Origin of the sequence: Streptomyces sp. WMMB 714, assembly GCF_900090125.1 — a bacterium.
GTDB lineage: Bacteria > Actinomycetota > Actinomycetes > Streptomycetales > Streptomycetaceae > Streptomyces > Streptomyces daqingensis.
This window is the reverse complement of record NZ_FMHJ01000016.1, coordinates 136,527-153,919: the sequence shown is the minus strand read 5'-3', so window position 1 is coordinate 153,919 and position 17,393 is coordinate 136,527. Positions and strand designations below refer to the sequence as shown.

At 70.6% G+C, this 17,393-nt stretch carries 10 protein-coding genes and 1 pseudogene; 7 read left to right on the top strand and 4 right to left on the bottom strand.

The window, feature by feature from the left end; genetic code table 11:
- Positions 1-154 precede the first annotated feature (154 nt).
- The 6 genes and pseudogenes from H181DRAFT_RS25395 to H181DRAFT_RS25365 all read left to right on the top strand — a co-directional run bounded on the left by H181DRAFT_RS25395 (position 155) and on the right by H181DRAFT_RS25365 (position 10,771).
- Positions 155-1,162, top strand: a complete 1,008-nt coding sequence (locus tag H181DRAFT_RS25395; RefSeq protein WP_045866751.1) for a LacI family DNA-binding transcriptional regulator — start codon at positions 155-157, stop codon at positions 1,160-1,162.
- Positions 1,163-1,200: 38 nt separating this feature from the next.
- Positions 1,201-2,826, top strand: coding sequence for a sugar ABC transporter ATP-binding protein (locus tag H181DRAFT_RS25390; RefSeq protein ID WP_045866799.1), 1,626 nt, complete (start codon positions 1,201-1,203; stop codon positions 2,824-2,826).
- A gap of 100 nt (positions 2,827-2,926) precedes the next feature.
- Positions 2,927-4,860, top strand: a pseudogene (locus H181DRAFT_RS30085) (substrate-binding domain-containing protein).
- Between the two features lie 239 nt (positions 4,861-5,099).
- Positions 5,100-5,498, top strand: a complete 399-nt coding sequence (gene rbsD / locus H181DRAFT_RS25375; RefSeq protein ID WP_045866749.1) for a D-ribose pyranase — start codon at positions 5,100-5,102, stop codon at positions 5,496-5,498.
- A gap of 456 nt (positions 5,499-5,954) precedes the next feature.
- Positions 5,955-10,280: a DUF6531 domain-containing protein gene (locus H181DRAFT_RS25370; protein WP_052708728.1), complete on the top strand. Its 4,326-nt coding sequence runs from the start codon at positions 5,955-5,957 to the stop codon at positions 10,278-10,280.
- Positions 10,280-10,771: a hypothetical protein gene (locus H181DRAFT_RS25365; protein ID WP_045866748.1), complete on the top strand. Its 492-nt coding sequence runs from the start codon at positions 10,280-10,282 to the stop codon at positions 10,769-10,771. The genes H181DRAFT_RS25370 and H181DRAFT_RS25365 overlap by 1 nt, the downstream gene beginning before the upstream one ends.
- A gap of 130 nt (positions 10,772-10,901) precedes the next feature.
- Here H181DRAFT_RS25365 and H181DRAFT_RS25360 read toward each other — a convergent pair whose 3' ends face one another.
- The 4 genes from H181DRAFT_RS25360 to H181DRAFT_RS25345 all read right to left on the bottom strand — a co-directional run bounded on the left by H181DRAFT_RS25360 (position 10,902) and on the right by H181DRAFT_RS25345 (position 15,161).
- Positions 10,902-11,330: a hypothetical protein gene (locus H181DRAFT_RS25360; protein WP_045866747.1), complete on the bottom strand. Its 429-nt coding sequence runs from the start codon at positions 11,328-11,330 to the stop codon at positions 10,902-10,904.
- Positions 11,331-11,910: 580 nt separating this feature from the next.
- The gene (locus tag H181DRAFT_RS25355) at positions 11,911-12,780 is read right to left on the bottom strand and encodes a sugar phosphate isomerase/epimerase family protein (RefSeq protein WP_045866746.1); all 870 of its coding nucleotides are present in this window, start codon (positions 12,778-12,780) and stop codon (positions 11,911-11,913) included.
- The gene (locus H181DRAFT_RS25350) at positions 12,777-13,940 is read right to left on the bottom strand and encodes a dihydrodipicolinate synthase family protein (protein ID WP_254666965.1); all 1,164 of its coding nucleotides are present in this window, start codon (positions 13,938-13,940) and stop codon (positions 12,777-12,779) included. The genes H181DRAFT_RS25355 and H181DRAFT_RS25350 overlap by 4 nt, the downstream gene beginning before the upstream one ends.
- A 69-nt stretch (positions 13,941-14,009) precedes the next feature.
- Positions 14,010-15,161, bottom strand: coding sequence for a Gfo/Idh/MocA family protein (locus tag H181DRAFT_RS25345; RefSeq protein WP_045866744.1), 1,152 nt, complete (start codon positions 15,159-15,161; stop codon positions 14,010-14,012).
- A gap of 836 nt (positions 15,162-15,997) precedes the next feature.
- Between H181DRAFT_RS25345 and H181DRAFT_RS25340 the strand changes: the two genes are divergently transcribed.
- Entirely contained in the window at positions 15,998-17,131 is a 1,134-nt protein-coding gene (locus tag H181DRAFT_RS25340) for a LacI family DNA-binding transcriptional regulator (RefSeq protein WP_045866743.1), read from the top strand.
- The last annotated feature ends 262 nt before the right edge of the window (positions 17,132-17,393 follow it).

The following is a 17,393-nucleotide window of genomic DNA, read 5'->3' as shown; positions in this document are numbered from 1 at the left end:
CTGCGGACAGTTGCCGGACTGCCGCCGGACGGCCGGACGGCGGCGGGGCAACGTCACGATCGCGCGCGAACCCCTTGCGCGAGGGCGGTGGAGTCCCGTTCCATGTCGCATGTAATCGTTACCATGTGACCGACTCCGAGAACGGGTCAGGAAGTTGACCAGCATCAAGGACGTGGCCTTCGCCGCGGGCGTCTCCGTCGCCACGGTCTCCCGGGTCCTCAACGACCACCCGGCCGTGCGCCCCGACACGCGCACGCGTGTGCTCTCCGCGGTCACCGACCTCGGCTACCGGCCCAACGCCGTCGCACGGTCCCTGAGGACCCATCAGACGCGCACGCTGGGCCTCGTCATCAGCGACGTCCTCAACCCGTTCTTCACGGAGCTGGCGCGCGCCGTCGAGGACGCCGCCCGCGGACACGGCTACAGCGTCGTCATCGGCAACGCCGACGAACGCGCCGCCCTGCAGGAGCACCACGTGCGCACCCTCCTGGAGCGGCGCATCGACGGCCTGCTGGTCTCGCCCACGGACGGCGGCACCTCGATGATCAGGGACGCCGTCGCGGCCGGCACCCCCATGGTCTTCGTCGACCGGTGGATACCGGGCCTGGACGTGCCCGTCGTCCACGCCGACGGCAGGCCCGCCGTCCACGACCTCGTCGCACACCTGCACGCGCTCGGCCACCGGCGCCTCGCCATCATCGGCGGGCCCAGCGAGACGACGACGGGCAACGAGCGCGTCGAGGCCTTCCGTGAGGCGCTGGAATCGCACGGCCTGCCCCTCCCCCACCGGTACATCGGCGAAGGCGACTTCCAGACCGAGAGCGGCAGGCGCGCGACCGAGGCGTTCCTCGACCTCGCCGAGCCGCCCGACGCCGTCTTCGCCACCGACAACCTGATGGCGCTCGGCGCGATGGACGAGCTGCGCCGCCGCGGCCTGCGGGTTCCACAGGACATGGCGCTCGCCGCCTTCGACGACATCCCGTGGTTCCTGCACACCGATCCCCCGATCACGGCCATCGCCCAGCCGACGGCCGAGCTGGGCCACCGCGCCGTCGGAGCGCTGATCGACCTCGTCGAGGGGCGGACGGCCTCGTCCGTCACCCTCACCGCCCGCCTTGTCACGCGCCGCTCCTGCGGCGAGAGCGAAGGGAGCCGCAGTTGAGCACCCCCGACCCCCCGCACACGCCTCGGCCGGGGGACCTGCCGCCGGAGCGGCGGCAGCCGCCGGCACGGGAGCTGCTGCGGACCCAGGGCATCCGCAAGACCTTCCCCAACGTCGTCGCCCTGGACGGCGTCGACTTCGAGCTCCGCTCGGGCGAAGTCCACGTGCTCCTGGGTGAGAACGGCGCCGGCAAGAGCACCTTGATCAAGATCCTCTCCGGTGTCCACAGGGCGGACGCCGGGCAGGTGTTCCGCGACGGCGGGCCGGCGCGCATCCACAGCGCCAACGACGCCGAGCGGTACGGAATCGCCACGATGCACCAGGAGTTCAACCTCGTGCCGCACCTCAGCGTGGCCGAGAACATCTTCCTGGGACGCCAGCCGCGGCGCTTCGGGCTGCTGGACCGCAAGCGCATGGAGTCGGACGCCGCCGAACTCCTGGCCCGCGTCGGCGTGGACATCTCCCCCCGGACGCCCGTGCACCGGCTGGGAATCGCCCGCTCGCAGATGGTCGAGATCGCCAAGGCCCTCAGCCTCGACGCCCGCATCCTCATCATGGACGAGCCGACGGCGGCCCTCACCGCGGACGAGGTGGAGAAGCTCTTCGCCCTCGTGCGCCGGCTGCGCGACGAGGGCGTCGGCATCGTCTTCATCACCCATCACCTGGAGGAGATCGCCGAGTTGGGCGACCGCGTCACCGTCCTGCGGGACGGGCGCAGCGTCGGGCAGGCGCCCGCCGGCACCCCGCGCGACGAGCTCGTCCGCATGATGGTCGGGCGCAGCATCGAGCAGCAGTACCCGCGTCAGGTGGGCCGCACCGGCGAGGCGACGCGGACGGCGCCGGGCACCGGCACGCCCCTGCTGAGGGTCTCCGGCCTGAGCCGGGCGGGCGCCTTCAGCGACATCGGATTCGAGCTGCGGGCGGGTGAAGTCGTGGGCCTCGCGGGGCTGGTGGGCGCCGGCCGTACGGAGGTGGCCCGCGCCGTCTTCGGGGCCGACCCGTACGACACGGGCACGGTGGAAGTGCAGGGCAGGAGGCTGCGCCGGCACGACATCAACGCCTCCCTGGCCGCGGGCGTCGGACTCGTCCCCGAGGACCGCAAGGGCCAGGGGCTGCTGCTGGACTCGTCCGTGCAGGACAACCTCGGCCTGGTCACGCTCGGCCGCGCGTCACGCGGCGGGATCGTCGACCTGGCGGGGCAGCAGGAGTCCGCCGCCCGGATCGCCGAGCGGCTGGGGGTGCGGATGGCCGGGCTGGGCCAGCGCATGGGCACGCTCTCCGGCGGCAACCAGCAGAAGGTCGTCATCGGCAAGTGGCTGCTGGCGCAGAGCCGGGTGCTGATCCTCGACGAGCCGACGCGCGGCATCGACGTCGGCGCGAAGGTCGAGATCTACGAGCTGATCAACGAGTTGACGGCCTCGGGCCACGCGGTGCTCATGATCTCCAGCGACCTTCCCGAGGTACTGGGCATGAGCGACCGCGTTCTCGTGATGGCCCAGGGCCGTATCGCGGGCGAACTCCCCGCGGGTGACGCCACGCAGGACGCCGTGATGGCGCTGGCCGTCGGCACCGCCCACCGGGACGGCGGGCCCGCGGCCGCCGGTCACGCCGCGACCGCGCCCGTGCACATGACGAAGAACAGGGAGGGCCTCCGTGGCCACTGACATCCACAACGGCAGCGGTACGGGGCACGGACAGGGGCACCGGCTGGGCAAAGGGCCTTCGGGAGGACGAGGGCCCGGGGGGTCGGGGGGCGCTCGGCCGGTGCTCCGCAAAGTGCTGCTGGAGAACGGCGCGCTGAGCGCGCTGGTCGTCCTCGTCGTGGCGATGACCGTCATGTCGACGGACTTCCTGAGCACGCAGAACCTGCTCAACGTCGGTGTCCAGGCGGCCGTCACGGCGATCCTCGCGTTCGGAGTCACCTTCGTCATCGTGGCGGGCGGCATCGACCTGTCGGTCGGTTCCGTCGCCGCGTTCTCCGCGATCATGCTCGGCTACCTGTCGACGACGGGCGGCCTCCCCGTCTGGCTGGCCGTCCTGCTCGCTCTCGGCACGGGACTGGCCTGCGGTCTCGTCAGCGGCGGCCTCGTCGCGTACGGGAAGCTCCCGCCGTTCATCGCCACCCTCGCGATGCTCTCGGTGGGACGGGGCCTCTCCCTCGTCTTCTCGGACGGCACCCCGATCGCGCTCCCGTCCTCCGTCGCCACGCTCGGCGAGACGCTCGGCGGCTGGCTCCCGGTGCCGCTGCTGGTGCTGCTGGCGATGGGCGGGATCACCTCGCTCGTACTGGCGCGCACCTACAGCGGGCGCTCGATGTACGCGATCGGGGGCAACGAGGAGGCCGCACGCCTGTCGGGCATCCGGGTGCGGAGGCAGAAGCTCGTCATCTACGCGCTCTCCGGGACGTTCGCCGCGGTCGCCGGGATCGTGCTGGCCTCACGCCTGGCGTCGGCCCAGCCCCAGGCGGCCATGGGGTACGAACTGGACGCCATCGCCGCGGTGGTCATCGGCGGGGCCAGCCTCTCGGGAGGTGTGGGCAAGGCGTCCGGGACTCTCATCGGGGCATTGATCCTGGCGGTGCTGCGCAACGGGCTCAATCTGCTCCAGGTCTCGATTTTCTGGCAGCAGGTGGTCATCGGGGCGGTGATCGCTCTGGCGGTACTGCTCGATACACTCCGTCGTCGCGCGTGAATTCCGCGCGTCGGAGGGCTGTTGCCGTCTGTGGTTACATCTGCTGTCGACTGCAAGGAAATGCAGCAATGAGCAAGAGAAAGAGCACATGCGCGGTACTCGCCGCAGTGGCGCTGATAGGCACCGTCACGGGATGCGGCAGCGACTCGGGGAAAGCGGGAGACAAGGGGTCCGTCAAACTCGGGCTCGCCCTCTCCACGCTGAACAATCCGTTCTTCGTCGAGATGAAAAAGGGCGCGGAAGCCGAAGCCAAATCCGCCGGCGCCGAGCTGAGCGTCCAGGACGCCCAGGACGACGCCTCCCAGCAGGCAAATCAGATCCAGAACTTCACCAGCCAGAACATGAAGTCGATCATCATCAATCCGGTCGACTCGGACGCCGCGGGCCCCTCCGTGAAGGCAGCGAACAACGCGGGGATCCCGGTCGTCGCCGTCGACCGTACGGTCAACAAGGCCGAGGTCGCGACGACTGTCGCCTCCGACAACGTCTCCGGCGGGCAGAAGGCCGCCCAGGCCCTCGCGAAGGAACTCGGCGAGCAGGGCAGCATCCTCGTGCTGCGCGGGCAGCCCGGCACCTCGGCCTCGCGCGAGCGCGGCAAGGGCTTCATGTCGGCCATCAAGAAGTACCCGGGCATCAAGATCGTCGGTAAGCAGGCCGCGAACTTCGACCGGGCCAAGGGCCTCGACGTGACCACCAACCTGCTCCAGTCCCACCCCGGCGTCACCGGCGTCTTCGCCGAGAACGACGAGATGGCGCTCGGCGCCATCAAGGCACTGGGCGGCAGGGCCGGCAAGGACGTCAAGGTCGTCGGCTTCGACGGCACGCCCGACGGCTTCAAGGCCGTCAAGAAGGGCACGATGCACACGTCGATCGCCCAGCAGCCAGCCGCCCTCGGCAAGATGGCCGTACGCAACGCGCTCCGCAAGGTCGAGGGTTCGGACCCGGAGGCGCAGATCAAGGTGCCGGTGGTGCCCGTCAACGCGCGGAACGTCGAGAAGTACTCCTGAGGCCGGGCACGGCCCGACGGCGAGCGGGGCGGCGGCCCTCCGGCCGCCGCCCGGCGCCCGTCCCGGCCCGGGGGCCGAAAGGGCGTCCGGCCCGGGCCCCGAGGGCTTCCGGCCCGGAGGGCGTGCCCACCGCGGGGGGCCGACGGGCCGCGGGTGAAGCAGGAGACCAGCAGAGGCGGCAGGCGCCGAGGTGAGGACGCCGACGCGTGGACGCCGAGGCGAGAAGGAGCTGTGCCGGAGTGAAGAAGACGGGCATCCTCAACCGTCATCTCGCGGGCGCCCTGGCGCGGTTGGGCCACACCGACCGGGTCGTCGTCTGCGACGCGGGACTCCCCGTACCCGAAGGACCCCACGGGCCTCACGTGGTCGACCTGGCGTTCCGCGCGGGCGTGCCCCGCTTCTCCGAGGTCCTCGACGGCCTGCTCGGCGAGCTGGAGATCGAAGGCGCCACGGCCGCCGCAGAGGTCAAGGACCGCAATCCCGAGACGTCCACCCTCCTGGAAGGGCTCTTCCCCGGACTCGTGCTCGTCCCCCACGAGGAGCTGAAGACCCTCACCCGCGAGGCCCGGCTCGTCGTCCGCACAGGCGAGGTCCGCCCGTACGCGAACGTCATCCTGCACTGCGGAGTGCCGTTCTGACGGCTACGCCCGGACCCCGTCGGCAGACCCCCGTCGACCTGCGGCCACGCTCCTCACCGCGGCCGAACTCACCCCGATGCGCGGGCTGTTGACGTTCATTATCCTGTGAAGTGATCACGAGTGAACGGCACGCGTCGCGGGGCGGCGTAGAGCGACGGGGGGGGGCGGGGATGGGCTACGTTCTGCCGGGCTGGCTCGATGAGATTCTGGATTTCATCGGCATCAACTGGCCCAACGTGGACGAGGACGACTACCGCGAAATGGCCGACGCCATGCGGGAGTTCGCTGACAAGTTCGAGGGTCACGGCGGAGATGCCCACGCTGCGGTGAACCGCATTCTGGCCTCCAGCGAGGGGTACGCGGTCGACGCGCTGAAAGGCCACTGGGGGAAGGTCAAGGGCTCACATCTCGACGAAGTACCAAAAGTGGCGCGCCTGTTCGCGAAGGCGGTGCGACGTGGTCGCGGACGTCATCTACGGCATGAAAGTCAAGGCCGAGATCGAACTCGGCGCGATGGCGGCCTCCGCGGGCATCGCGATCGGTGCCGCCATCTTCACCGGCGGCCTGTCCGCCCTGCTGGGCGCCGCCCAGGTGACCGCGATGCGGGAGCTGATCCGCCGCATCATCAAGGAGGCGCAGGAAGAGATTGTCGAACGGCTCCTGGCGGAGGTGACCGAGCCGGTCACGGCCAAGCTGGAGAAGATGACCGAGGACATGATCCTCGACCTCGCCGACGACGCGATCAGCCTCCCGCCCGGCGAGGGCGGCGGCGACAGCGCTGGCGGCGACTCCGGCGGCGGCCACGACGGCAAGGGAGGGATGAACCTCAACTCCGCGGGCGGAAACGGAGGTTCGAGCGGTGGGAGCGGCCAAGGGGGCGGCCGCGTGCGGATCGACCCGGACGAGTTCGACAACGGAGCGGCGAAGCTCTCCCGCCACGCCTCGGACATGCGGACCAACTCCCTTGCCCCGCTCGGCAGGGCGAAAGGCGCCTTCGGCCGCACCAAGGGACGCGATCCCTTCACGCAAGCCTTCGACAGCGTCCTCGACGGCGCGCTCAGCGGCTCCGAGAAAACCCTGAAGAAGGTCGCCAAGCACATCGGCGAAGGCGTCCCCGGCGGGGTGCGCTCGATGGCCAAGCGCCACCGCGACAACGAGAGTTCGGTCGCGGACTCGATGAAGGCCATCAACTCGCGAGGCGACGGCAAGGGCCCCGGCGGGCTGCCGGGCGGCCCGAACCCGGCGGGCAAGAACAACCCCGGCGGCAAGGGCAAGCCGCCCTCGCCGGAGCTGTCGGCCAAGGGACGCAACGCGAACGACAAATGCCTGGGCGGCGACCCCATCGACATGGCTACGGGCGAGGTCTTCCAGCACCAGACCGACCTCACCCTGCCGGGCGTCCTGCCTCTCGTGATCGAGCGCACCCACATATCCGGCTACCGCGACGGCCGCTTCTACGGCCCGTCCTGGGCCTCCACCCTGGACGAACGGCTCGAAGTCGCGGAAGGCACCACCGAGTTGTGGTGGCACCGGGTGGACGGCTCCTCGCTGCGCTACCACCACGCCCCCGACATGATCGGTGAGGCCGTCCACCCGTACGAAGGCAACCGCATCCCTCTGACGTGCGTGCAGGGCTCCAGTGGCTGGGACATGGCCGTCACCGATCCCCGCACGGGCCTGACCCGGCGCTTCCTGCCCCAGGAGGACGGCACGCAGGGCGTCTGGTGGCTGACGGAGGTCGAGGACCGCAAAGGCAACGGCATCAGCATCGACCGCGAAGCGGACGGCACGCCGACGGCGGTACGCCACGACGGCGGCTACCACGTGGAGGTCGCCACCGACGACGGACTGATCTCCGCCATCGCCCTGCGGACGTCCGACGGCCCGGTGCAGGTGAAGTCCTACGCCTACGACGACGCCCGGAACCTGACGCACATCGTCAACTCATCCGGGCTGCCGCTGGTGTTCGGTTACGACGGCGACCACCGCATCACGTCCTGGACCGACCGCAACGACTCCACCTACCAGTTCGTCTACGACGAACGCGGCCGCGTCACCCGCACCGTCGGCCCGGAGGGCTACCTCTCCTCGCAGCTGGAATACGACAAGGCCCGGCTCACCACGCGATACACCGACTCCCTCGGGGCGGTCACCACGTACCAGCTGAACCATCTCGGCCAAGTCATCGCTGAGACTGACCCGTTGGGCAACACGGTCCACAGCGAATGGGACCGCCATGACAACCTGCTCTCCCGCACGGACGCCCTGGGCCGCACGACCCGCTTCGAATGGGCGGACGATCACCTCGATCTGCTCTCTGTTCACCGCCCCGACGGCACCAGCACCTCGACGGCCTACAACCACCAGCACCTGCCCACGGAGATCACCCTCCCGGACGACACGGTCTGGCGGCAGGAGTTCAACGCCCGGGGAAACCGCACGGCCCTGATCGCACCCGACGGTGCCGTGACGCGCTACACCCACGACCCCACCGGAGCGGTGGCGACGGTCACGGACGCGCTCGGAGCCGTGACGACGATCAGAAACAGCGAGGCCGGCCTCCCTCTCACTCACACCAACCCTCTGGGCCCGGAAACCACCTGCATCCGCGATGCGTTCGGCCGCCCTGTCAGCTTCACGGACTCGCTGGGGGCTACGACACGCCTCGAATGGTCCGTTGAGGGCAAGCCGACCCGTCGCGTAGCACCGGACGGCACCGAGGAAACCTGGCGCTGGGACGGGGAGGGCAATTGCGTCAACCACACCGATCCCAACGGCGGGGAAACACGCAACGCGTACACCCATTTCGACCTGCTCTCATCCCGCACCGCGGCCGACGGTGCGCGCTACCGGTTCGCGTACGACACCGAACTGCGCCTCACCCAGGTCACCAACCCCCAGGGACTGACCTGGGACTACATCTACGACCGCGCGGGCCGCCTCGTCACGGAGTCCGACTTCGACGAGCGCGAGATCACCTACACCTACGACGCCGCAGGCCAACTCAGGGACCGCACCACACCGCTGGGGGACACGGTCACCTACCAGCGCGACTCCCTCGGACGCGTCGTGTCCAAGAACGCCTCAGGCGCACTGACCGACTACACCTACGACGACGCCGGCCGGCTGATACACGCCTCAGCACCCGGTACCAGCCTCGACCTCGAATACGACGTCGTCGGCCGGATGCTGGCCGAGACCGTCGACGGGCGCACCACCCGCTACGACTACGACGAACTCGGCCGCCGCACTACCCGCACCACGCCGACCGGTGCCGTCAGCACTTTCACCTACGACAGCGCTGGCAACCGCACGTCGCTCTCCGCCGACGGCCATCGGCTCGGCTTCACGCATGACGCCAACGGGCGCGAAATCGAGCGCACCATCGGTGAAGCGGTCACCCTCGCCTCGGCCTGGGACCCGTTGGGACGGCTCATCGGCCAGCACCTCGTCACCAACACCCGCACCCAGCGCGCCCGCTCGTACGCCTACCGCCCCGACAGCAATCTCACTTCGATCACCGAGGAGATCACCGGTCGCAACGAGCAGGTCGAACTCGACCCGGTCGGACGGCCGCTCACCGTGACCGCGGACGGCTGGTCAGAAACCTACGCCTACGACTCCGCAGGCAACCAGACCGCTGCCACATGGCCCGAGCAGGCAGGACGCGCCGTTGCTTGTGGTGAGCGGACATACACCGGCACACGTATCGACTCCGCGGGCGGCGTGCGCTACGAACACGATTCGGCAGGCCGCATGACGCTGCGGCAGCGGACCCGCCTGTCCCGCAAGCCCGACACCTGGCGCTACGAATGGGACGCCGAGGACCGACTCACGGCCTGTACCACCCCCGACGGCGCACGCTGGACCTACACCTACGACGCGCTGGGGCGACGCACCGGCAAGTACCGCCTCAACGCCGAGGGTTCACCCGTCGAGGCGACCTATTTCACCTGGGACGGCACCCGTCTCGCGGAACAGTCCGACACTGCTACCGGTGTCACCCTCACCTGGGACCACGAGGGTCATCGCCCCCTCGCCCAGTACGAGCGGAAAGCCCTCACCCAGGACCAGGTCGACTCGCGCTTCTTCGCCATCGTCACGGACCTCGTCGGCCGGCCGACCGAACTGGTCGACGAAACCGGCCACATCGTCTGGCACACCCGCACCAGCCTTTGGGGAAGCACTACCTGGAACCGTGACGCGACTGCTTACACTCCCCTCCGCTTCCCGGGACAGTACGCCGATCAAGAAACCGGCCTGCACTACAACTACTTCCGGCACTACGACCCGGAGACTGCCCGGTACAGCAGCCCCGACCCGCTGGGCCTCGCCCCTGCACCGAACCCCGTTGCCTATGTCGAAAACCCCTACACGACAGCAGACGCGCTGGGCCTGGCGCCGGAGTGCGGACCGAACACCGGAAAACTGGGCCCGGGCGAGAGATATCTCTATCGAGCTGTCAAAGACCCTGAGCTGCAGCAAATCCAAGCAACGAGGAGATTTGAGAACCCATACGGCGTAGAAACCAAGTACTTCAGCGGTACCGCGGAGGGCGCAGCGGCATATGGTCGTGAGATGCATGGCAGGTTCCCCGATGAGGGCCCGTACACGGTTGTCTACTCGTCGATCCCGGATCACGCAATCAAGGCGGAAAGCGAGATCGAACATCTTGCCGATGCGGGGGGTTCCGTGGACACCCCCGTGGCCCTCAGCCTCGAAGAGATGTCACAAATGGGTCGCGTACACATCATGCCCCACATGCCGATCCCGAGGAACTGATGAAGATTCACGTGGCAACCACCAATCAGGAAACTCTGGAAGTCTGGCGGTCCATCATCAGGATCCCAATAGTGGAATTCACATCCACCGTTCCACCTCAGCTCACGACTGACGCAATCCTGATGGCCGGGCAGTTCGCCTTCGACAGGTACGGTGGCCGACCACAGAGCAGTGACGCGCAGATCTTGCAGAACAAGAACGGCGACGGGATGCCGCCCTTCATCATTATTCCCCCCTATCGCCCCATGGTGAAAAACCCTGAAGGAGGACGCAGTGTTGCACCGGGGTGGGAGGACGTCAGTCCCGCTTATCACGCTGTGAGTCGCGCTCTCGAGGGAATCAAGAGCTGGAACCTGCAGGAGTTCGACACGCCTCACCACATCGAGAGCATCGTGATCGACCTGGCAATGCTCGGCATGAACAATTCTTCTGACACCCGGACTCCGGCCTCCGTCCACCGAGCTCTGGCAGAGTTCTACGAATCCCAGTGAACGAACTGCCAACCCCGCAGCCCCGCCCTCGCTCGCCCCGCGCCGGGACCGGTGCCGCCTCGCCCGGAACTCAGCGGGGTTCCGCCGGACCCTGTCGCGGTCGGCGCTTCGGGCCCGGCGGCGCTCGGGGCTACTCGCCCTGCTGGTAGTCGTAGCTGTAGCTGTACTCGTAGTCGTACGAGTAGCCGTCGCCCTGCTCGTGCTGCTCCCAGTGGGTGCGCCCGGGGCCCGGGGTGCCGTACTTCTCCCTCAGCCTCTCGGCGAACTCCCGCGCCCACTCCGCCTCGGAGACCCCGGGTATGGACGGTCCGGAGGTCGGCGTGTAGGAGGGTTCGGGCGCCGGTGTGCTCGGTGGGGGCGAGGTGGTCGTGGGGGCGGGCTTCGCCGGCGCTTCGCTCTTCGAGGGCTCGGGGGAGGCAGGTTCGGCGGTCTCCGTGGGTTCGCGCGGCAGGGCGGAGGCGGGGATCTTCTTGTTCGAGACGGGCTCCTCGTCCTCGCCGCCGGCGACCATCAGCCCCGCCGCGACGCCCGCGCCGAGGACCAGGGCCGCGCCGGTCATGGCGAGCCGTGCGCTTCCGGGTATGGCGCCGCCTATGGCGCGGAGGTTCAGCGGCGACGTCTGCGCGGCGTCGGGATACGAAAGGCGATAGAGACCGTGTCCGCACTCCCGGCACGATTCGGACGCGGCAGATGATCTCGTCCCACAACGTGGGCATGTGGTCGGCATGCGCACACTCCAGAGCTGTCTTACAGGGCACTCGTTCGGTGACACCCGTTCGGTGACACCGGTGCACCTGCGGAGACTAGCGGCCGACCCACCGGTAACCAGAGCGTTCGCACCACATCACGGATCGCAACCGTGCGAATCGGCCTCGGAACGCAACTTCCGTACACGAAACGGGTGTTGGTGCCAGGCGCGCGCCGCCGGTCGTCTCGGCCGCCGGTCGCCGGTCGCCGGTCGCCGGCCGACTCCCGCGCTGCGCCCCGGCGCCGGGCGCATGGGACAGGGGCCCGGCTGCCGTGCTCCAACGGCCGGGCCCCTCTGCCCCCTCGGCCTCTGCTGACCCCCCAGGAGGCCCGAGTACCAGCTAAGACCCCCGATCGGCCGGAACGGTTGCGCGCGATCCGGAATTTCTTCTTCAGGTTTCTCCGTGGCCTGCGACGTCCCTCTCCGGCAGGACGTGGCGCACGTACCGCTCCACGGTCTCCGCGAGCACTTCGGCACCGTCCCGTGCCCACAGGCCCGGGTTGAAGATCTCCACCTCGATGGGCCCGCCGTACCCCGCAGCGTCGACGAGTCCGCGGAAGCGCCGCAGGTCGACGGCGCCGTCCCCGAGCTGGCCCCGGCCCAGCAGTACGCCTTCGGGCAGCGGCGTCACCCAGTCCGCGAGCTGGAACGCGGCCAGCCGGCCGCCCGCTCCCGCCCGCGCGATCTCCTCGGGCGCGCGGTCGTCCCACCACACGTGGTACGTGTCGACGACGACGCCGACCTGCTCCGCCGGGAAGCGCTCCGCCAGGTCGAGCGCCTGCCCGAGCGTCGAGACGACGCACCGGTCGGAGGCGAACATCGGGTGCAGCGGCTCGATCGCCAGACGCACGCCCAGCTCCCCCGCGTACGGGGCGAGTTCGGCGAGCGCGTCCGCGATCCGCTCCCGTGCGCCCGCGAGGTCCCTGCTCCCCCGCGGCAGCCCTCCGCAGACGAGTACGAGCGTGCCCGTCCCCAGCGTCGCTGCCTCCTCGACCGCGGCGCGGTTGTCGTCGAGCGCGCGGCGCCGCGCGGCCGGGCCGGGATCCGTGAGGAAGCCGCCCCTGCAGAGCGACGTGACGACGAGCCCCGCGTCGCGCATCAGCCGGGCGGCCGCCTCCGGACCGTACGCCTGGACCGGCGCCCGCCACAGGCCCACCTGCCGGATGCCCGACCGGCCGCAGGCGTCGGCCAGTTGGGGGAGCGTGAGCTGCTTGACGGTCTCCTGGTTGATGGAGAAGCGGGCGAGGTCGTCCTGGGTCACCGCGCGACTCCGTGGAGGTCGAGGAGGCGGCGCATGCGCGTCTCCGCCAGGCCGGGGTCGGGGAAGAGGCCCAGCCCGTCGGCCAGTTCGTAGGCGCGGGCGAGGTGCGGGAGCGAGCGTGCCGACTGCATGCCCCCGACCATCACGAAGTGGTCCTGATGGCCGGCGAGCCATGCGAGGAGCACGACTCCCGTCTTGTAGAAGCGTGTCGGCGCCTCGAAGAGGTGCCGGGCGAGCGGGACCGTCGGGGCGAGCACGGCCTCGAATCCGTCGCGGTCGCCCGCGTCGAGGAGCCGGACCGCCTCGGCGGCGAGCGGTGCGAGCGGGTCGAAGACGCCGAGCAGGGCGTCGCTGTGGAACTCGCCGTCGCCCGCGATGAGTTCGGGATAGTTGAAGTCGTCGCCGGTGTAGCAGCGGACGCCTTCCGGGAGCCGGCGCCGCAGCTCCGCCTCGCGCCGGGCGTCGAGCAGGGACACCTTCACGCCGTCGACCTTCGTGGGACGCTCCTCGATGATCCGCAGGAACGTGCCGGTGGCGGCGTCCAGTTCGGCGCTCCCCCAGTAGCCTTCCAGCGCGGGGTCGAACATCGGCCCCAGCCAGTGGAGGATGACGGGTTCGGCGGCCTGCCGGAGCAGCTCTCCGTAGACGTCCAGGTAGTCCTCGGGGCCGCGGGCGGTCGCGGCGAGGGCCCGGGAGGCCATGACGACCGCCTGGGCCCCCGTCTTCTCCACCACCTCCAGCTGCTCCTCGTACGCTCTGCGCACGGCGCTCAAGTCGGCTTCGCCGTCCGGCAGTTGGTCCGTCCCGGCCCCGCAGGCGACCCGTCCGCCGACCGCCCGCGCCTCCGCCGCGGAGCGCACCGTCAGCTCCGCCGCCGCCGTCCAGTCGAGGCCCGCCCCGCGCTGGGCCGTGTCCATGGCCTCGGCGACGCACAGGCCGTGCGACCACAGGTGGCGGCGGAAGGCGAGGGTGGCGTCCCAGTCGAGGGCGGGGCTGCGGGAGGCCGGGTCGGCGAGGGGGTCGGCGACGACGTGCGCGGCGGCGAAGACCGTACGGGAGGCTGGCGGGGCACCGGACGGCGGCAGCAGCACCGGGCCGGCCGGTTCGGCCCTCGGCTCGTGGAGGCGCAGGACGCCGTTCTCGTCGGGCAGTCGGATCACAGGCTGTCTCCCTCTCCCTCGTAACATCCCTCGCAACAACCCTCGGAACGTCCCTCGCAACCCGGCGTGTCAGAGCGACAGTTCAGGGACCGGCAGGCGCCGTCCCTCCGCCGAGGACCGCAGGCCGAGTTCGGCGAGCTGCACGCCCCGGGCGCCTGCCAGCAGGTCCCACTCCCAGGGCGTCCCCAGCGCCACGTGCCGCAGGAACAGCTCCCACTGCGCCTTGAAGCCGTTGTCGAACTCCCCGTTGTCCGGGACCTCCTGCCACTGGTCGCGGAAGGTCTCCGTGGCGGGCAGGTCCGGGTTCCACACCGGCTTGGGCGTGTGCGCCCGGTGCTGCACGCGGCAGCGGCGCAGTCCCGCGACGGCGGAGCCCTCCGTGCCGTCGACCTGGAACTCGACGAGCTCGTCGCGGTTGACGCGCACCGCCCAGGAGGAGTTGATCTGTGCGACGACGCCTCCGTCGAGTTCGAAGATCCCGTAGGCGGCGTCGTCGGCCGTGGCGCCGTAGGGCTCGCCGCGCTCGTCCCAGCGCCGCGGGATGTGTGTGACCGCGTGCGCCTGGACCGAAGTGACCCTCCCGAACAGGCCGTTGAGCACGTACTCCCAGTGCGGGAACATGTCGACGACGATGCCGCCGCCGTCTTCCGAACGGTAGTTCCAGGAGGGCCGCTGCGCCTCCTGCCAGTCGCCCTCGAAGACCCAGTAGCCGAACTCGCCGCGCACGGAGAGGATCCGTCCGAAGAAGCCGCCGTCGACGAGGCGTTTGAGCTTCAGCAGTCCCGGCAGGAAGAGCTTGTCCTGTACGACGCCGTGCCTGACGCCGGCGGCCTGCGCCAGGCGCGCCAGGTCGAGTGCGCCGTCGAGCCCGGTGGCGGTGGGCTTCTCGGTGTAGATGTGCTTCCCGGCTGCGATCGCCTTGCGGAGCGCGTCCTCGCGGGCGCTGGTGAGCTGGGAGTCGAAGTAGACGTCGATGCTCGCGTCGGTGAGGACGGCGTCGAGGTCGGTCGTCCACTCGTCCAGGCCGTGCCGCTCGGCGATGGCCTTGAGCGCGAGGTCGCGACGGCCGACGAGCACGGGCTCGGGCCACAGCATGCTGCCGTCGCCGAGGTCCAGCCCGCCGTTCTCGCGGATGGCCAGTACGGAGCGGAGGAGGTGCTGGCGGTATCCCATCCGCCCGGTCACCCCGTTCATGGCGATGCGCACTGTCCTGCGTGTCACGTGGGTCTTCTCCTTACTGTCCGCCTGCCCGGCTCTGCCCGGTACTGCCGCGCCGTCACGCCGTCGTGCCGGAGTCGGGCCGCTGCGGCCGTCGGGGCGCCGAAGCCGGGGAAAGCGCTTTCCCCTGTGAGGAGTCTGCTGCCGCCCGCCCTCCCGGACAAGCCCGCCGTCCGCATCCGCGCCGCGCCCACTCGTCCAACGTCAGCCTGTCACCCGCGAGTTGGCCACGCCATCCGGCCGGGACCGCCGGGCCCCGGCCGGGAAGGGCGCTTCGGACGGCCCCGACGCCGACGTGGCGCGCGCGGACCGCATTCGGATGTACCGGATGAGTCATGGGATGTACGTAGTGCCAGTCCGAGTGTGTACTTGTCGGACCCGAAGAGCCAGACGGCGGCACGAGAAGTCGCCGCGGCGCCCCGCCTGCGGAGAGGAACGCGATGAGGACCGGCCCCCGCACCCGCCCGGCGCCGGGCACGCGGTCACGGAAAGCGCTTGCCGATCACGGGCGCGCGGGCCGCTCGCGCCACCGGGGCGGGAGCGTGTGCGGCGTACCGCGGCCCATCTGTCCGGCTCTGTCCCACTGCTGTCTCGTCACCGGTTGTGGTCACCGCGACCCGAACAGAGTGAGAACATGGGCCCGCCCGCCGCCCGCACGCACAGCTGTACGGCCGCGGCCGTGCGGCGCGCTCCTGTACGGCACCGCGGGCGGCGACTGCGGGTTCGGCTGCCCCGACGCGTGCGTCCCAGGGGCTCCGCAGCCGCCAACTGCACAGCGCTACGCAGGCACACAGTGGACCAGCCCGGACGGACGTGGGCAGCGGACAACGGAGGACTGAATGGCAGTGACCCTGGCCGATGTGGCGACGCGAGCGGGGGTCTCGGCGGCAACCGTCTCGCGCGTGCTGAGCGGCAACTACCCGGTGGCGGGCGCCACTCGGACGAGGGTGCTCCGCGCGGTCGAGGAGCTGCAGTACGTCGTCAACGGCCCGGCGAGCGCCCTCGCCGCGGCCACCTCCGACCTGGTGGGCATCCTCGTCAACGACATCGCCGACCCCTTCTTCGGCATCATCGCCGGCGCCGTGCAGAGCGAGATGGGCGAAGGCGCGGCGGGCGGCACGGGCGGCCAGAAACTGGCCGTCGTCTGCAACACCGGCGGCTCGCCGGAGAGCGAACTGACCTACCTGACGCATCTGCAGCGGCAGCGCGCCGCGGCCGTCGTCCTCACGGGCGGTGCCGTGGAGGACGAGGAGCACGGGGCGGCCGTCGCGGCGCGCCTGCGCCGCCTCGCCGCGGGAGGCACCCGCATCGTTCTGTGCGGACGTCCGCCCCTGACCGCCGCGGCGGGTGAAGAGGGCAAGGGGGCGCCGGAGGGCGGCGCGGGGGACGAGCGGGACGAGGGCGACGGCATCGTCACGGTCGCCTTCGACAACCGCGGCGGCAGCCGGCGGCTGACGGAGCACCTGCTGTCGCTGGGCCACCGGCGCATCGGCTACGTCGCGGGCCCCGCCCACAGCACCACCACCCGGCACCGGCTCGAAGGCCACCGGCTCGCCCTCGGCGAGCACTCCGCCGGCCTTCTCGCGCAGGCGGAGCACTTCACGGTGCACGGCGGCGACTACGACCGCTCCTCCGGCTACGACGGCGCCCTCGAACTGCTGCGCCGCGTCCCGGACCTGACCGCCGTCGTGGCCGCCAACGACACCGTCGCGCTGGGGATATGCGCCGCCCTGCGGGATCAGGGGAAGCGCATACCCGAGGACGTCTCCGTCGCGGGCTTCGACGACCTGCCCTTCAGCGCCGACGCCTCCCCCGCCCTCACCACCGTCCGCATACCCCTGCACGACGCGGGCGCGCGGGCCGGCCGCCTCGCCCTCGGCAGGGAGACGCCCCCGCCGGGCGGAGTCGCGACCGTACGCGTCGAACTCATGGTGCGGGCGTCGACGGGGGTTCCGGCCGGCCGCGCGGACTGAACGCGCTCCCGGCCGCCGGGCGCCGGGGAGCGGCTTTCACGCGGACGCGGGGCGGCCGCGCCGGACGACGGCCGGCCGCACGGTGCGACGTACGGCCGCTGCGCGGTACGCCACGTCTGCGACGCGGCCGTACGGGTACTCGGTACGGCATGCCCCGGACACACGGCCAGACGGACACACGGCCACACGGGCCCCTGTCGCGGGGCACGAGCGGGCAGTTCGTGCCCAGGAGCTTGTCCGACAGCACCGACATCTGATCCGC

Coding starts and splice junctions, on each gene's coding strand:
- H181DRAFT_RS25365 (WP_045866748.1), top strand. CDS start 10,280: ATGAAGATTCACGTGGCAACCACCAATCAGGAAACTCTGGAAGTCTGG.
- H181DRAFT_RS25340 (WP_045866743.1), top strand. CDS start 15,998: ATGGCAGTGACCCTGGCCGATGTGGCGACGCGAGCGGGGGTCTCGGCG.
- H181DRAFT_RS25360 (WP_045866747.1), bottom strand. CDS start 11,330: ATGACCGGCGCGGCCCTGGTCCTCGGCGCGGGCGTCGCGGCGGGGCTG.